Source organism: Marinobacter sp. M-5 (assembly GCF_032911545.1).
Lineage (GTDB): Bacteria > Pseudomonadota > Gammaproteobacteria > Pseudomonadales > Oleiphilaceae > Marinobacter > Marinobacter goseongensis.
Window position 1 is genome coordinate 689,968 of the sequence record NZ_JAWJEK010000002.1, and the last position, 15,526, is coordinate 705,493.

Genomic DNA, 15,526 nt, shown 5'->3' on the forward strand with positions numbered 1-15,526 from the left:
TGAGAGGTGTTGCCGTCGGAATGCTGAACGCCATTCCTGATCACCGCGCCGGTTTCGACCTCTTCAGTGCTCTTGATTGTGCGCTTGGTCAGCAGTTAAAACTTGAGGAAACATAAGATGCGTGTTGTTGCACTGCTGTTAATGGTTTTCTCTTTGAGTGCCTGTAATTCTCTACCTCCTCTTACCGAGGCGCTCCTCTACAGGGATCATGCAAAGGTAGACCAGATCACACGCAAAGACCCTCGCTCAATGCATCTTTTTGAGCCCGGAGACATCTACTACCCACTGTATCTCGCCATTCTCCCCGGCGGCCAGAACTTTAGCATTGAGTCTTTTCGCCTGATGGTGGAGCGAGGTGCCCCCACCGACCGGGTGTACCAACATGAGGATGAGGGTCGCTGGGATTCGGCCATGGAGGTGGCGGCGAAGCACCGCAACATCCCAGCCATGCAGTTCCTGCTTGATCGCGGAGAACAACCTGGTGTTCAGCCGGTCCTTCATATTCTGGTGGGACCCTCGCTGTTTGACAGACCTTCTTCAGCGGATCCTGCAAGTTTTAACAATCGTCGCCAAGCTGTGGAGTGGGCGTTGGACGAGGGTTGGCCTATCGATCAGCCTCATCCACGAACCGGCTTAACGCCGTTGATGATCGCGGCTAGCAGGGATGACGGCCCGCTGATCGAGTTGCTGCTGGCGCGAGGTGCAAATCCCGACATCACTGCCTCGAATGGCGCGACAGCCCTTGCCTTTGCCGCCTGGAATTCCAGCCACAACGCGACGAAGATACTGTTAGCCAAGGGCGCCGAAATTCGGGGTGTGCGAATAGGCGAAGAAGGCGAAACTCTGCTTCATACCGCCGCGCGCAGTACGAGCAAGGACGTTGCACGTATACTGCAACTGTTGTTGGAAGCGGGCGCCAACCCCAACACCCCCACTGCAAAGCGTGCCTACTCGCCACTGGCGGCCGCCGGGGTCGCAGGCAATGCAGAGGCCGCCAGGGTGTTGATCGCCGCTGGCGCGGATGTGCATTACCAAAGCCCGACGGGAAGAACGGCGATGGACACCTCGGCGGCGAACATGAAGCCGGGTGATGAGCATCATTACGAATTTCAGGCAGTCGTGGCACGGGCGGGAGGCCGCTTCATTAAGGATGCACCCAAGCCGCGGCTCGCGCCCCCTGTGGCCACCGTCGAACCCAAAGACAACTTTGCCGCCTCGTTATTCGGTGGCCTGGCCGCTTCGGCGGTTGGTTTCAGTCAAGGCATGTCGGAGGCCGCCGCTGTAGACCTGGGGGCGTCACTGGCCCGCGATATCCAGAACGAGACCGTAAGCACGCAGAGCTTTGCCGCCGATCGTTTTCAGGCAGCCAATCAGGGTAGCGCTACGGCCGACGTCTACGCACGGCACCTATCAAGCGAAACGGCTAATCAGCCGACCTATTCATCGCCACCACCGGCCGCCAGCCAAGCCGCAGTCAGCGCTGGCGGGCGTGCGCAACCGGACAGTTTCATCGTCTCTGCTGGCGACGGTCAGACGCAGATCCTCCCTGTGAGCAAGGGACAGCGCGCCTACTATGCCGGTGTCTATGCCAACACCCATCGCGACCCTGCCGTCGCTGATTTTCGCTACAGCCTTAATGCGGACGGCAGCGTGCAGCTGCTGACGCGCGCCTGTTCTGGTTGCACCCACGAACTCGACGGGCAGAGTATGAGCGCAGATTGGAAGGAGGTATACCGGGGCGTAGAGTGGGCGCCAATGCTCAATGAACAGGGCCAGCCGCTGATTCGCAGCGTGGAGGACATGTACGGTAACCGTCATTCTGCACGTGTCCTGCTGGTGATGTTGGCCGATGGTCGCACCAAAACCCTGAATCATTACATGGACGCTAATGGGCTTGCGTTGAGAGGTCCTCATGGCGTGCCACGCTACCGTCAATAGGTCCAGCAGAGTTAATCCGTCAGCGATCAAAACCTGCACGAAGCAAGGTGCTCACAGCCTTGCGTGCTTTCGTGAACCGGTCCAACCGGACACACCATTGCCGCTGTCGTTCGTCATCGTTGCGGAGTGAGGTAGACACTCATGAGTGATCTGACTCAAATCGTTATACTCACCTTGATCGCCGGGCTTGCGATGCCCATCGGAGCGTCGCTTGCGGCGGTAGAGCGAATCAGCCCGCGCTGGCTGGAAACGGAAGTGCGCCACGGTGTGGTTGCCTTTGGCGGCGGCGCCCTGTTGTCTGCCGTGGCGCTGGTTCTGGTCCCGAAAGGCGTGAGTGATCTGTCCCCACTGCTGGTGGCCGCCTGTTTCGCGGGCGGCGGCGGCCTGTTCATGGTGCTCGATATCCGTTTGGCGGCCAACAAGACACCCTTCAGCCAACTGACCGCCATGTTGTCCGATTTTGTGCCAGAGGCCCTGGCGCTGGGTGCCACCTTCACGGTCTCTGCAGAAGCCGGGCTACTGCTTGCCGGTATCATTGCATTGCAGAACTTGCCGGAAGGTTTCAATGCCTTCAGAGAAATTACAGCGTCCACGGGGTTCAGCCGGCGGCAGATCGTTGGCGCGTTTACGCTTATGGCCGGGTTGGGACCCATCGCAGGCGTTACGGGTTACTTTGTGCTGTCCGGATACCCGCAAATTGTTTCCGGAATCATGTTGTTTGCTGCAGGTGGTATCCTGTACATCGTCTTTGAGGACATTGCACCGCAGTCCAGGCTGAAGAACCACTGGGCACCGCCGTTGGGCGCTGTTGCCGGGTTCTTGCTGGGTGTTCTGGGTCATATGGCGGTTGGGGCGTAACCCGATGCGCAGAGTTCGATACATACTAAAAGAGAAACGCTGATATGAATTTTGATCTGGTGGTTGTGGGTCAGTTGATGCTTGTTTTTGCGGTCGTTGTGGGGCTGGTGAGCTATTTCCTGGGCCGTCGCAAAGTCACAAACCCGATACTGGCGGGGGTGATCGGTTTCGTGTTTTCCATCGTTCCTGTCTTTGGACTGTTGTATGTTGTTGTCTTGATAACCAAAGACGATCTCGACAAGGGTCGTGAGGACCCCTCGTAACGGGTATAACGCGATCATCCACCCAATCTGACCAGACAGGACTCTTTATGGCCGATCACACCTACACCCCACCGAAAGTCTGGAAATGGGACGCCGCCAGCGGCGGGGCCTTTGCCAATATCAACCGCCCCATCGCCGGGCCTACCCACGACCAGGAGCTGCCGGTTGGCAAGCATCCGTTGCAGCTGTATTCCCTCGCCACGCCCAACGGGGTGAAGGTTACGGTGATGCTGGAAGAGCTGCTGGAGATGGGGTTTGCAGGCGCCGAGTACGATGCTTACCTGGTGCGTATTACCGAGGGCGATCAGTTTGGCAGTGGCTTTGTGGGTGTGAACCCGAACTCCAAGATTCCGGCAATGATGGACTACAGCACCAATCCGCCGATCCGGTTGTTCGAGTCCGGTTCGATTCTGCTGTATCTGGCCGAGAAATTCGGCGCCTTCCTGCCCAAAGATCCGGCCGGCCGCGCCGAGTGCCTGAACTGGCTGTTCTGGCAGATGGGCAGCGCGCCGATGCTGGGGGGCGGGTTTGGCCACTTTTACGCCTACGCGCCCGAGAAGTACGAATACCCGATCAACCGCTACACCATGGAAGTGAAGCGTCAGCTTGATGTGTTGGATCGCCAGCTGGCGGACCACCCGTACATTGCCGGAGATGAATACACCATTGCCGATATGGCGATCTGGCCCTGGTACGGTGCGCTGGTCAAGAACAAGGTCTACGAAGCAGCCGAGTTCCTGGAAGCCCACACCTACACCAACGTGATCCGCTGGACCGACGAGCTGGCCAAACGCCCGGCCGTGCAGCGGGGCCGTATGGTCAACCGGGCGTGGGGTGAGCCGTCAAGCCAGCTGCATGAGCGGCATGACGCCAGCGATTTCGAGCTGCGCACTCAGGACAAGTTGGGCGCGGCGAATTCCACCTCGTAATCCTTGAGCCGGAACGCGTTCAGGCGGCGCTTGAGGGCGCTCAGTGACCAGGGCCAGGCGGCGAAATTGCGGCCGTTCTGGTCGAGGTAGTAGCTGCTGCAGCCGCCGGCATTGAACACGGTGGTCTGCAGGTTTTTCTGCACCCGCTCATTGTGCTGCTTCAGTACCGACGGCTTGACCGTCAGCCGGCTGATGCCCTTTTCGCGGATTTTCCACAGGCCGTCGATGATGTAGTCGAGCTGCGCCTCCGCCAGGCGGATAAATGAGTCGTACACCAGCACGTTGGGCCCCAGAATCAGGAACGCGTTCGGCGAGTTTGCAAGCGTGGTGCCCAGATAGGCCTCCGGCGAGCTGTCTTTCCACAGGTCAGCCCAGCGTTCACCATTGGCGTTGAACACCTTGTTGCCAATGGGCGGGTGCGACACGTCAAAGCCGGTGCCCCAGATGATCACATCCACTTCCCGACGTTCGCCATTGGCGGCAATCACCGTGTTGCCTTCCACCTTCACCAGCCCGCTGGGAATCAGTGTGGTGTTGGCTGCCTGCAGCGCCTCGTAATAGTCGTTGGCGAACAGCAGGCGTTTGCAGCCGATGTCGTAGTTCGGGGTCACCGCCTTGCGCAATTGCGGATCCCGAATCTGCAGTTTCAGCAGCTGTCTGGCGGCCACATTGACCGGTTTGAGGAACGCCGGGTTGCGCAGGCCGAAATTAATCACGTTCAGTGAGCTCGCGACGGCCTTGCGCCAGGTGCTCTGGATCACCGGAAAGCGATCGATTACCCGCTTGCCGTTGTCGCCCAGCACCATATCGGGCTTGGGCAGTACCCATGGGGCGGTGCGCTGGAACACGTGAAGTTCGCCCGCTTTGGGCTGGATGCGGGGCACGAACTGGATGGCTGAGGCGCCGGTACCGATGACGGCTACGCGCTTGCCGGTCAGGTCGTAGTCATGGTTCCAGCGTGCGGAATGGAACATCTCGCCGGTGAACGAATCCAGGCCCGGAATCGGCGGGATCTTTGATTCGGTGATCGGGCCGGTGGCGAACACCACGGTGCGGGAGAGGTACTGGCCGCTGCTGGTGTCCAGTCGCCAGAGTTGGTGTTCATTGTCCCAGGCGGCGCGTTCGAGCTCGTTGTCAAACTCAATGAGCGGGTTAATACCGAACTGGTCGCTGACCTTTTCCAGGTAATCCAGAATTTCCGGCTGCTTGGCAAACAAGTTGCTCCACCGACTGCTGGGGGCAAAAGAATAGGAGTACAGCGATGAGGGCACATCACAACCGCAGCCGGGGTACGTGTTCTCCCGCCAGGTGCCTCCGACTCGGCTGGCCTTCTCGATGATCTTGAAGTTGTGATAGCCGGTTTTCTTCAGTTTGATGGCGGTGGCCAGGCCGGAAATGCCGGCGCCCACGATAAACGTGTCGTAAATGTGTTCCGCGTTGGCGGCGGCGTTCATATTCGGAGTTGCCATGAATCGTAACCGTTAGTGAATGCTGTGATGTGAAAGGACGGCCTTACCCGACTACGCCCGCACCGGCGGGACAATTTGCTTCAGCAGGTAAGGGGCCAGCAGGCCGGTCTCGGGATTGAGCAGGCGTTCCTTGTAGTAGGCCAGGTATTCCGAGGTGTCGTGGTCATTGGGGTGAAAGTCCGGGCGCAGGTAATCGAACACGTGGCCAAGGGTACTGCCGTAAACGCCATCACCGCGACCGATCATCAGACCCAGGCTGCGTTTGGCGTCTTTCCAGAAACGCAGGCTGATGAGGTTGCTGGGTTTGCGGATGAACGGGATCAGCACGCCGCCGAGCGGAACCAGAAACCAGATGGTGATCAATGCCAGCGCGAAGCCGCTGACGCGCAACGCGTAATTACCGGAAAGTTGCTGGAATACGTCGTAGGCAATGTCCTTGTGCTCGGACTCTTCCAGCATGTGCCACATCCACAGCCCGCGCTGCTTTTCATCTTCGCTGTGAAAGAAGTTCTCCTCGTGCTTCATCATGAATTCCGCCAGCACGGCGGTGAAGTGCTCGATGCCGGCCATCAGCGAAAGCTGCAACGGCTGCGGAAAGCGTCGGAAGCCATAGTTGAACACGTTGCGGGCCAGAAAGCGGTAGAAGGTGACCGGGAAGCGGTGTTCCTTCAAGACCTCGTTCCATTCCTCATGCACCTTGGAGTGCAGCGCTTCCTGCCCGATCAGGGAGGTGACCCGCTGTTTCAGCACCGGATCGGTCAGGAAATCCCGATGGTAACGAGCCGTTTCGATCACCAGGTCCTCGCCGTAGGTGAGAAAGATCGACAAGGCCTCGAAGTAGGCGGAAGCCAGCTCCGTATTGACGTAAAAATTGGGGTCGGCGTCCTTGGCGTCGAAATCGAATTTCATGTGCCGGATCGGGACGTCGGTTTCGCGGGTTTGTGCCGGAGTGGCCGCGAATTCAAGTGTCTCTGCGGTGGCGGTGCTCATCGTGATTTCCTCGGGTGCCGGGGTTACAGGTGCAAGCCCGGCTTAAAAAATGTGTGAGGTTAAGAGTAAGGCGATGGATTGTTCGGGTTCAATTCGGAACCTGCACACCCGCAAGGGGCGGCGTTGGCGGCCGGTCACTGCGTTGCATCGGCCGGATACCGCCAAAAATCGAATGCTTGTTCGGATTATTGGTCGTCTTTCTGGCCAGGTTGGGGAGCATCGCCCGTCAGAGGGAGGTGTTTTCGGCATTTGTGACTATGCTTTGCACAGGGCCCTGAATTGAATGCCGGGTCCTGTGCAGCGGGCAAAAAAACCGGAAATACGGGGGATTTTGTGGCGGAACGGAAAGGGATCACCGTGTTTTACGATGACCGGGTCTTGAAGCATTTTCCGGATGCAAATGCGGCGTTCTTGCCGGGACGGCTGGACAAGCGCATACGCACCATCCTGTCGGGCCTCAACGTGCAGTGGAAGTACCCGGAGCACCCGGGCCGCATCGAGGCCATCATGAAACTGCTGGAGCAGGAACCCATTGCCGGGCTGGCTTTCGCGCCCGGGCAAGCGGCAACGCGGGAGCAACTGGCGCGCGTCCACACCATGTCGTTCCTCGACGATATCTTTTCCCTGCGGGATGAAAGTGCCTGGCTGGATGTGGACACCACAGCGGTGTCGCCCGGCAGCGTGGAGGCGGCAGAGGTCGCCGCCGGTACCGCCATTGCCGCGGTGGAAGCGGTGATGGCCGGCCAGACGGAGAGCGCCTTCGCGGTGGTTCGTCCACCGGGTCATCATGCCGAGCCGGCCCGGGCCCGGGGGTTCTGCCTGTTCAATAACGTGGCGGTGGCGGCCGCCCACGCTCAGGCGGCACTGGGATGTGAGCGGGTGATGATTCTCGATTGGGACGTTCACCACGGCAACGGTACCCAGGACATTTTCTGGGCGGATCCCGATGTCCTGTTCATCGATCTCCACCGCGCCGCGCCCTTCTACCCCGGTACCGGTTCGTTACCGGAGGTGGGTGCCGGGCGCGGTGAGGGCACCACCGTGAACGTGCCGCTGCCGGGCGGCGCCGGCGATGTGGCCTACTTCAAGGCGATGCAGGAGATCGTGGTGCCGGCAGCAGACTATTTCAAACCGGATCTGGTTCTGGTGTCCGCCGGTTTTGATGCGCACTGGTTCGATCTCGCCATGAACGTCAGTTACGAAGGTTTCGCCGCCATGGCCAGCGTGATGCAGGCGGTGGCCAGGAAGCACTGCGATGGGCGGCTGGTGTGCGTTCTGGAGGGTGGCTACAACACGGAATCACTGGCCCGTGGCGTGCATTCGGTGCTGGAGATGCTGGCCGGCGGCTCGGTGCCGGACCCCCGGGTGTGTGGCATCGAGGAAGTTGAGGCTGCCATCGAGTATCACCGGGGCGCGTTTACCGACGACAACCCGGTCTAGGCCTGGCCACTGCGGAACGCGACTGACCAAAGCGCCGCCGGCAGGACTCAGTTGCAGCTGGCCAGCTGATTGATCCAGTCTGCGATCAGTTGGGCACCCACGGTGTCCGGCTGCAGGATGCTGATGGGCGGCATGCGGAATGACCCTTCGGCAAGCATTCTCAGGTATAGCAGCGAATTGTCGGCGTCCCCCGGTGCCAGCAGTTGCGCGCCGGGTCGGTCCGGATCGGTGTTGGTGGGTGAAATGCCGCAGGTCCGGGTATCCCCCAACGTGGTGCCGAAGCGCAGATCCATCGTGCTCTGGGTGGTGCCGCCCGGGCGGTGGCAATGACTGCAGTTGCTGTGCAGGTAGCTGCGCGCCCGTTGGCCGAGGGTAGCGCTGTCGTCGGTGCTGCGGCTCAGGGTCTGGCTGCGCTGGGCCGAGGTGATGGGTTCGCTCAGCACGCCAATGCCGGCCAGGGTTGTCAGCTGATTGGCGGTATTCCCGGTCTGCGGATAGGTGAAATTGCTGTTCAGCTGTGAGGTTTCCAGCCCGAGACTGAAGCCCGCCGCCGCAGTGTGGCACAGGCTGCACTCACCGGCTGACGGGTAGTGCCAGACCTGGCCGCCCACGTCCACGTCCTGGCTGCCCTCCACCAGTTCGGCGTCGCTGCCGGCGTCATCCCATTGGTAGCTGTACCCGGACCAGCTGCCATCGGCGTTGTGCAGGAACAGCCGGGTTTCAATCAGGCTCTGGTCCAGCAGGAAATTCTTCACCAGCACCGAGCCCCGGGGTAGGGCGAAATCACCGCTGCTGTCCACGGTGATGCGGGTGTTGTCCGGCAGCGCCATGTAGCGGGTTTTGTCGGTCCCGTCGGACCAGAAGGGCTCAATCACGGTGTAGGGGATCAGCCCGTCGGCGGGCTGCCAGGGGGCGCTGGCCTGAACGCAGCCGGTGTCGGACAACCGCTGGGGCAGCTCGACTTCCTCGCTCACCGGATCGATCCGGAACAGGCCGGAGAAGGTCACCAGATAGAGCTCGCCGGCGGTGTCCTCGGCAAAGGAGGCCACGTTGCGGCCGGTTTCCAGCAGGGTGCGGCGCTGAAAACTGCCGTCGCCCTGCGGTGCCAGCGCCCACAGTGTGCCGGAGCCAAAGTCGGCAAACAGGTAATGGCCCTGGAGTGCAGGAATGTTGTTGCCGCGGTAGACGTAGCCGCCGGTAACCGAGGTGCCCTCGGAGCGACCGTAAGCCGCCATCGGATCGATAAACGGGCCGGAGGGCGATGCACCGCAGCTGTTGTCGGTGCGCTCGAAGCCTTCGAAACAGCGCCAGCCGTAGTTGCCGCCGGCGCTGATGCGGTTGATTTCCTCGAACCGGTTCTGGCCCACATCGCCGGCCCACAGCTCATCGCTTGCGCGGTCGAAACTGAAGCGCCAGGGGTTGCGCAGGCCGTAGGCGTAGATCTCCGGCAAAGCACCCGATATGCCACTGCCCGCCGGGCTGCCGTCGGCATTGAGCCGGAGGATGCTGCCCAGCCGTGTGGACAGATCCTGGGCCTGATTGGTGGGGTCGTTGGCGCTGCCGCCGTCGCCCAGGGCGACGTACAGCCGGTCGTCGGGGCCGAAGACAATGTGGCCGCCGTTGTGGTTGGAAAAAGGCTGGGATTGTTGCAGCAAGTCACTGCGCAGCAGGGCGCCGGCGCCGTCGACCCGCAGGCTATTGCCGTTGTCGGCGGATTCGAAACGGGCGACCACCGAGGTCATGCCGCTGCCGGTGTCCTCGGTGAACGACAGGTAGAGCAACCCGTTTCTGGCGAATTCGGGATCAAACGCCATGCCCAGCAGCCCGCACTCGCCGCAGTCACTCAGGGTATAGGTGTCGGACAGGTCCACCAGTTCGGTGCGGCTGGGCCCGGCGAGTTCGACTCGGTGGATTACGCCGCCCTGTTCCACCACATAGACAATGCCGGCCAGACCGGGATGGGGGAGCATCAGCAGGGGTTGGCTGAAACTGAGGGAGGGCGCCACGGCGCTCAGCCGGACTTCTCCCGAGCCTTCGAAGGCGAGGCATTGCGTATTGCCCGGTCGCTCGGAGAGTCCGAGCGTGCTTCCGGAGCCGCTGCCTGAACCACCGCCGCAAGCGGTGACGGACAGGCAGAAGAGTAGCAGAAGACACCGTGTCATGAGCTCTGTCCTCCCTGCAGAGCTTAAATCATAGCCCATCCAGGGCGTGGCGCCAGGGTTACTCGGTGGTGCGCTCTTTCATGTCTCGGGCGCCGTCCTTGAAGTTTTGCCAGGTGGAGGACGTTGCCTCCTTGGTATTTTCCCACGCGCTTTCACTGGTTTTCTTGGTGTTCTCCCAGGCCTGACGCAGGCCGCTGCGGGTCTGGTTCCACCAGCTTTCGTCGTACTCCGGCAGATTTTTCACCGCGTTGCTGTCGGCTTCCATGTGGATCTGATAGTCCAGATCGTCGAAGCGCTCGATGCCGTCATCGTCCGCTTCCAGGCGCACGGTGAAACTGCCGCGTTCAGCCACCACATCGCGGCCGCCAAGGCCCAGCACGTCGCCGGTCTTGATCACGAGGGAGTGAATGGCCATGTCATCGCCGAGCAGAATGTCTTCCACCTCGCCGATTTCTTTGCCGCTGCTGTCATACACATCCGCATCCAGCAGCTCATCGGCGGAATACAGACCCTCAACGGCGTGGGCGGAGGTGCTCAGGGCCAGACTGCCGGCCAGCAGGGACGCGGTCATTGCCTTGATCATAGGTGTACGCATATCGGAACTCCTGTAAGGGTTGAATCCTGAAACAGACCCGGAAACAGCGCAGGTCCGGTGCCTGCTCTCAACTCCAAGCTAACAAAGGCCAGCAGCAGTACCTAGTGACGTTCCGGCAATGATCCTGTAGTCAAATCGTGACAAACCGCCGTTATGGTGTGAGAGGCGTCTGTGGGCGAGGATTGCGGGGAAAGGCCGGCACAGCGGTTGATTTACCGCAAACAGCCCGCATGTAGGGGGCACTGAGGATCGTTCGGGTCTGTTTGACTGAGGTTTCCAATGATAGGGGTTCCCTATACCGAGTTTGGAAATAATCAATTTAAACCACGAACAGAAAATCCGTATCTTTACACTCGACTTTCCAACAACCCTTGAATCCATTAAACAGGAGTTAGCTTACATGGGTATCATCAATAGCGAGATCAAGCCGTTCAACGCCACCGCATTCAAGAGCGGTGAGTTTGTTGAGATCAGCGAAGCAAATGTAAAAGGTAAGTGGGCGGTATTTTTCTTCTACCCGGCCGACTTCACGTTTGTATGCCCGACCGAGCTGGGCGACGTGGCTGACAAGTACGAAGAGCTGCAGAAGCTGGGCGTTGAAGTGTTCTCCGTGTCCACCGACACCCACTTCACTCATAAAGCATGGCACGACAGCTCCGAGACCATCGGCAAGATTAACTATTACATGGTTGGCGACCAGACCGGCACCATCACCAACAACTTCGGTGTGATGCGTGAAGGCCAGGGCCTGGCCGACCGTGCCACCTTCCTGATCGATCCGGACGGCGTGATCCAGGCGATGGAAATCACCGCTGAAGGCATCGGTCGTGACGCCGACGACCTGCTTCGCAAAGTGAAAGCGGCTCAGTACGTTCGCAACAATCCGGGCGAAGTGTGCCCGGCCAAGTGGAAAGAAGGCGAAGCCACTCTGGCGCCGTCTCTGGATCTGGTTGGCAAGATCTAAGCCACTCCCTGCGAGTAGCTCAGAAGCAGAAAACCCCGGTTTATCCGGGGTTTTTTGTGTCCGGTGCAGCCCCCGTGCCCCGTGCCTTGAGGCGATAGAACTCTTCGACCACACCGGCCATGGCCTCCGGGCAGTAGGGGCGCAGGCCGCTCAGCACCAGCCGTTTGCTGACTTCACCCACGGCGTTGCCGCCGGCGATCAGCTGGTATTCCAGCAGAACGTTGCCGCGCTTCCCGGCGGCGTCCAGGGAGGCGTTGCTCAGCTCGAGATCCGGCGACGGCAGCTCCAGACTGGTGAGGGTGAGGCTCATGCTCTCGTACATGACCATCGGCCGGTCGGGATTGAACATCACCCCGTTCGATTCCATTAACGGTTTCAGGGTATGGGGGAAGTTTTTACCGGAGGCCGCCACGTAGGCGCGGGTGATGTCCTCGATCAGTTGTTCGTCTGTGGTGCGGGCACCACTGCGGGCCACTTCGATGTAGACCTTGCCGGCGTCATCGCAGACGTCTATGCCATTCGCGGTGTCCACGAATTGCAGCGGCACGTCGGCACCCAGCAGGCTGCGGAAACGGAAGGTCATGTGTTCCGAGAGCCCGAAGCGGGCCACTACGATGGCGAACAGCAGGTCGCCGGGCACGCAGAAGCGGCGGGCATCCGGGTCGTGAATGGGGTTGAAGTCCCCCGCAATTTCTTTGGCGAACTGGCTGGCCTGCGGAGCGGAGATGTGTACGCGCCCGTTCTGGACGGAGTGGAAACGATCGAGAAACATGCGCTGCCTATGCTGGATGCCAGAGTGTGATGGTTCGGTGTCTCTGGCACACGATACGCTGACAAGCGGCCGTTGGGTATTCGCTATTGGTCAAGACCCCGGAGTCGTCAATGGATCAGCATAGCAAAGCCCTATCAAACAGTTTGGGGCAATTAATTTGAGCATTGGCTTGCCAACCCGTATCTTCGCTTCAATCTAATCTATTGTCCCGTTTCAGCATCTTAAAGGAGAAGCACGACTATGTTGGATGCCAGCATCAAGGAACAACTCAAAGCCTACATGGACAAGCTGCAGCAGCCGATCGAGCTGGTGGCCGCCTATGATGACGGCCCTAAGTCCCAGGAGCTGCGTGAGCTGCTGGAAGAGCTGGAGCCGATGTCCGCCAAGATCAGCCTGCGCACTGAGGAAGATCCTGACGTACGCCGCCCGTCCTTTGCCATCAACCGTGTGGGTACCGACATCGGTGTACGCTTTGCCGGCATCCCCATGGGCCACGAGTTCACGTCGCTGATTCTGGCGCTGCTGCAGGTGGGCGGCCATCCGTCCAAGGCCACTCAGGACGTGATCGAGCAGGTTCAGTCGCTGGACGGTGAGTTCGAATTCGAGACCTACTTCTCCCTGTCCTGCCAGAACTGCCCGGATGTGGTGCAGGCGCTGAACCTGATGAGCGTGCTCAACCCGAAGATCCGGCACACCTCCATCGATGGCGCGCTGTTCCAGGATGAGGTGGAAAAGCGTGAAGTCATGGCGGTGCCGAGTGTCTATCTGAATGGTGCAACGTTCGGCCAGGGCCGGATGACCATGGAAGAAATCGTCGCCAAGCTGGATACCAACTCCGACGCCCGTGAAGCCGAGAAGATCAACGGCAAAGACGCGTTCGAGGTGTTGGTCGTCGGCGGTGGCCCGGCAGGCTCAGCCGCGGCCATCTACGCCGCGCGGAAGGGGATCTCCACCGGTATCGCTGCGGAACGCTTTGGCGGGCAGGTCGCTGACACCATGGGCATCGAGAACCTGATTTCGGTGCCATACACCGAAGGCCCCAAGCTGGTTGCCGCCATGGAGCAGAACGTCAAGGAATACGACGTCGACATCATGAACATGCAGCGCGCCGAGAAGCTGATTCCGGCAGCTCGCAAAGGCGGTCTGCACGAGGTGCGTCTGGCCAACGGTGCGTCTCTGAAAGCCCGCACTCTGGTGCTTTCCACTGGCGCCCGCTGGCGCCAGATGGGTGTCCCGGGCGAAGAGGAATATCGTAACAAGGGCGTGGCATACTGCCCGCATTGTGATGGCCCGCTGTTCAAGGGCAAGCGCGTGGCGGTCATTGGCGGTGGCAATTCCGGTGTAGAAGCGGCCATTGATCTGGCCGGTATTGTCGGCCATGTCACGCTGATCGAGTTCGGCGCGGAGATGCGAGCGGACGAAGTGCTGCAGAAGAAACTTCGCAGCCTGAAGAACGTGGAGATCATCACTTCCGGCCAGACCACCGAGATCACCGGTGAGAATGGCAAGGTGAACGGTCTGCAGTACACCGACCGCAACACCGATGAGAGTCATCATGTGGCGCTGGAAGGTGTGTTCGTGCAGATCGGTCTGGTGCCCAACACCGAGTGGCTGAAGGGCGACATCGAACTGAGCCAGCACGGCGAGATCGTCGTCAATGAGCGGGGCGAAACGTCCCTGCCGGGTGTATTCGCGGCTGGCGACGCCACCACCGTGCCGTACAAGCAGATTGTCATCTCCATGGGTGAGGGTTCGAAAGCCGCCCTGAGCGCCTTCGACTTCCTGATCCGGAACTCCGCAGACGACAGTGACAGTGAGGGAGAGAGCGACAGCGCCGCGGCGTAACCCGTCGTCCCGCGACTGTGAAACAGGCACCGGTAACGCCGGTGCCTTTTTTATGGCGGCGGGAAATCCCCTTGTCTGCCCGCCGGCACGCATATAGCCTTGCAGGTCTGTGTCGGGTTGCCGCGCTATCCAAGAGGTATTAAAACCGCATGTTGTCTCGTGCCTGTCTGCTTTGCATCGGTCTGGTCTGTTGTCTGGTGATTCGCACCGTGGATGCTGACCCGCGCCCTCACGTGGTGTTCCTGTCCCCCGACGACTCCAACTTCTGGTCCATGACCGCCGGATTCATGGAAGAGGTTGCGGCTGACCTCGACATGGATCTGGAAGTCCGTTTTGACCATGACCGGCACCGGTTCAGCTACCAGCAGCTCGCCGAGCGGGTACTCAACCGGAAGCAGCGGCCGGACTACCTGGTGTTCATGGCCAAGGAAAACGTTACCGAACCCATGCTGACCCTGGCCCATGAGGCGGGGGTGAAGACTTTCACCTTCAACACCGAGATTCCACAGGCCGCCCAGGCGACGCTAGGCTTGCCGCGCGAGACGCTGGCCAACTGGATCGGTCATGTGGTTCCGGACAACGTGCAGTCCGGACAGGTTCTTGCCGACATCCTCGCCGGGCAGGCGCGTCAACTGAGCAAGGCCGAACACCGCGCACCCACCAGGATGATCGCGCTGAGCGGAACGCTGGACTCGTCCGCCGCCAAGGACCGGAATCTGGGGTTGGAGAAGGTGGCCGACGGCGAACAGATCAAGCTGATGCAACTGATCTACGCCGACTGGAGCCGGCAACAGGCGGAGGAAAAAACCCGCGTACTGTTATCGCGGTATTCGGGCATCACCGCTATCTGGAGCGCCAGCGACGGCATGGCCATGGGCGCGATTGACGCGATCAGGCAAACCGGCAGAGCATCGGGTCAGGACATCGTCGTCGGCGGTATGGACTGGGAGCCTCAGGCACTGGCGGCTGTTCGCAGGGGGGAGCTTGCGGTGAGCCTTGGCCGGCATTTTATGGGAGGCGGGCTGGTGCTTTTGCTCCTGCACGATTACCACAAAGGCTACGATTTCGCCTCGGCCTCGTCATCCGCTGCGCTGAAGTATCAGCTTCAGCCGGCCACACCAAGTAATCTGGACAGGGTGGAGCGGGTGATGCGACCGGAGAGTTGGCGGAGGGTGGATTTCCGCGCCTTCAGCCGGGTTCATAATCCCGATCTGGACGGGCAGGCATTCAGCGCAAATCAGGTGATGGACGGATTCATGGCTGCACTCGCGGCTGACGCTGGCGCCAGCCAGCAACCCTGA

The 15,526-nt window shown here is 60.4% G+C and carries 13 protein-coding genes; 8 read left to right on the plus strand and 5 right to left on the minus strand.

Features of this window, described 5'->3' with window-relative positions; all coding sequences use genetic code 11:
- Positions 1–117 precede the first annotated feature (117 nt).
- The 4 genes from R0125_RS12415 to yghU all read left to right on the plus strand — a co-directional run bounded on the left by R0125_RS12415 (position 118) and on the right by yghU (position 3,988).
- Positions 118–1,938: an ankyrin repeat domain-containing protein gene (locus R0125_RS12415; RefSeq protein WP_317238380.1), complete on the plus strand. Its 1,821-nt coding sequence runs from the start codon at positions 118–120 to the stop codon at positions 1,936–1,938.
- A 141-nt stretch (positions 1,939–2,079) separates the two neighbouring features.
- Positions 2,080–2,796: a ZIP family metal transporter gene (locus R0125_RS12420; RefSeq protein ID WP_317238381.1), complete on the plus strand. Its 717-nt coding sequence runs from the start codon at positions 2,080–2,082 to the stop codon at positions 2,794–2,796.
- Between the two features lie 44 nt (positions 2,797–2,840).
- Positions 2,841–3,059, plus strand: coding sequence for a hypothetical protein (locus R0125_RS12425; protein ID WP_248181869.1), 219 nt, complete (start codon positions 2,841–2,843; stop codon positions 3,057–3,059).
- 47 nt (positions 3,060–3,106) lie between these two features.
- Complete coding sequence (yghU, locus tag R0125_RS12430; RefSeq protein ID WP_248181870.1) at positions 3,107–3,988, plus strand: glutathione-dependent disulfide-bond oxidoreductase; 882 nt, start codon at positions 3,107–3,109, stop codon at positions 3,986–3,988.
- On the opposite strand, the gene R0125_RS12435 is transcribed toward yghU, so the two are convergent.
- Positions 3,952–5,457 carry an NAD(P)/FAD-dependent oxidoreductase gene (locus tag R0125_RS12435; protein ID WP_317238382.1) on the minus strand — a complete coding sequence of 502 codons (1,506 nt, stop codon included), beginning with the start codon at positions 5,455–5,457 and terminating at the stop codon, positions 3,952–3,954. The two genes, yghU and R0125_RS12435, sit on opposite strands and share 37 nt — an antisense overlap.
- A 51-nt stretch (positions 5,458–5,508) precedes the next feature.
- Complete coding sequence (locus tag R0125_RS12440) at positions 5,509–6,447, minus strand: metal-dependent hydrolase (protein ID WP_248181872.1); 939 nt, start codon at positions 6,445–6,447, stop codon at positions 5,509–5,511.
- A gap of 333 nt (positions 6,448–6,780) precedes the next feature.
- Here R0125_RS12440 and R0125_RS12445 point away from each other — a divergent pair, with 333 nt between their 5' ends.
- On the plus strand, positions 6,781–7,887 hold the full coding sequence (locus tag R0125_RS12445) for a histone deacetylase (protein WP_248181873.1): 1,107 nt from the start codon (positions 6,781–6,783) through the stop codon (positions 7,885–7,887).
- A gap of 47 nt (positions 7,888–7,934) precedes the next feature.
- Here R0125_RS12445 and R0125_RS12450 read toward each other — a convergent pair whose 3' ends face one another.
- Positions 7,935–10,049, minus strand: coding sequence for a PQQ-dependent sugar dehydrogenase (locus tag R0125_RS12450; RefSeq protein WP_317238383.1), 2,115 nt, complete (start codon positions 10,047–10,049; stop codon positions 7,935–7,937).
- A 58-nt stretch (positions 10,050–10,107) separates the two neighbouring features.
- The gene (locus R0125_RS12455) at positions 10,108–10,644 is read right to left on the minus strand and encodes a PRC-barrel domain-containing protein (protein WP_317238384.1); all 537 of its coding nucleotides are present in this window, start codon (positions 10,642–10,644) and stop codon (positions 10,108–10,110) included.
- Positions 10,645–11,044: 400 nt separating this feature from the next.
- Between R0125_RS12455 and ahpC the strand changes: the two genes are divergently transcribed.
- Entirely contained in the window at positions 11,045–11,608 is a 564-nt protein-coding gene (gene ahpC, locus R0125_RS12460) for an alkyl hydroperoxide reductase subunit C (protein WP_248181876.1), read from the plus strand.
- 40 nt (positions 11,609–11,648) lie between these two features.
- Here the strand turns inward: ahpC and R0125_RS12465 are convergent, their stop codons facing one another.
- Positions 11,649–12,380 (minus strand): DUF3581 domain-containing protein, encoded by a 732-nt coding sequence (locus tag R0125_RS12465; RefSeq protein ID WP_317238385.1) that lies wholly within the window; start codon positions 12,378–12,380, stop codon positions 11,649–11,651.
- 240 nt (positions 12,381–12,620) lie between these two features.
- On the opposite strand from R0125_RS12465, the gene ahpF reads away from it, so the two are divergent.
- Both ahpF and R0125_RS12475 read left to right on the plus strand, forming a co-directional pair.
- On the plus strand, positions 12,621–14,225 hold the full coding sequence (ahpF, locus tag R0125_RS12470) for an alkyl hydroperoxide reductase subunit F (protein WP_317238386.1): 1,605 nt from the start codon (positions 12,621–12,623) through the stop codon (positions 14,223–14,225).
- Positions 14,226–14,374: 149 nt separating this feature from the next.
- On the plus strand, positions 14,375–15,526 hold the full coding sequence (locus tag R0125_RS12475) for an ABC transporter substrate-binding protein (protein ID WP_317238387.1): 1,152 nt from the start codon (positions 14,375–14,377) through the stop codon (positions 15,524–15,526).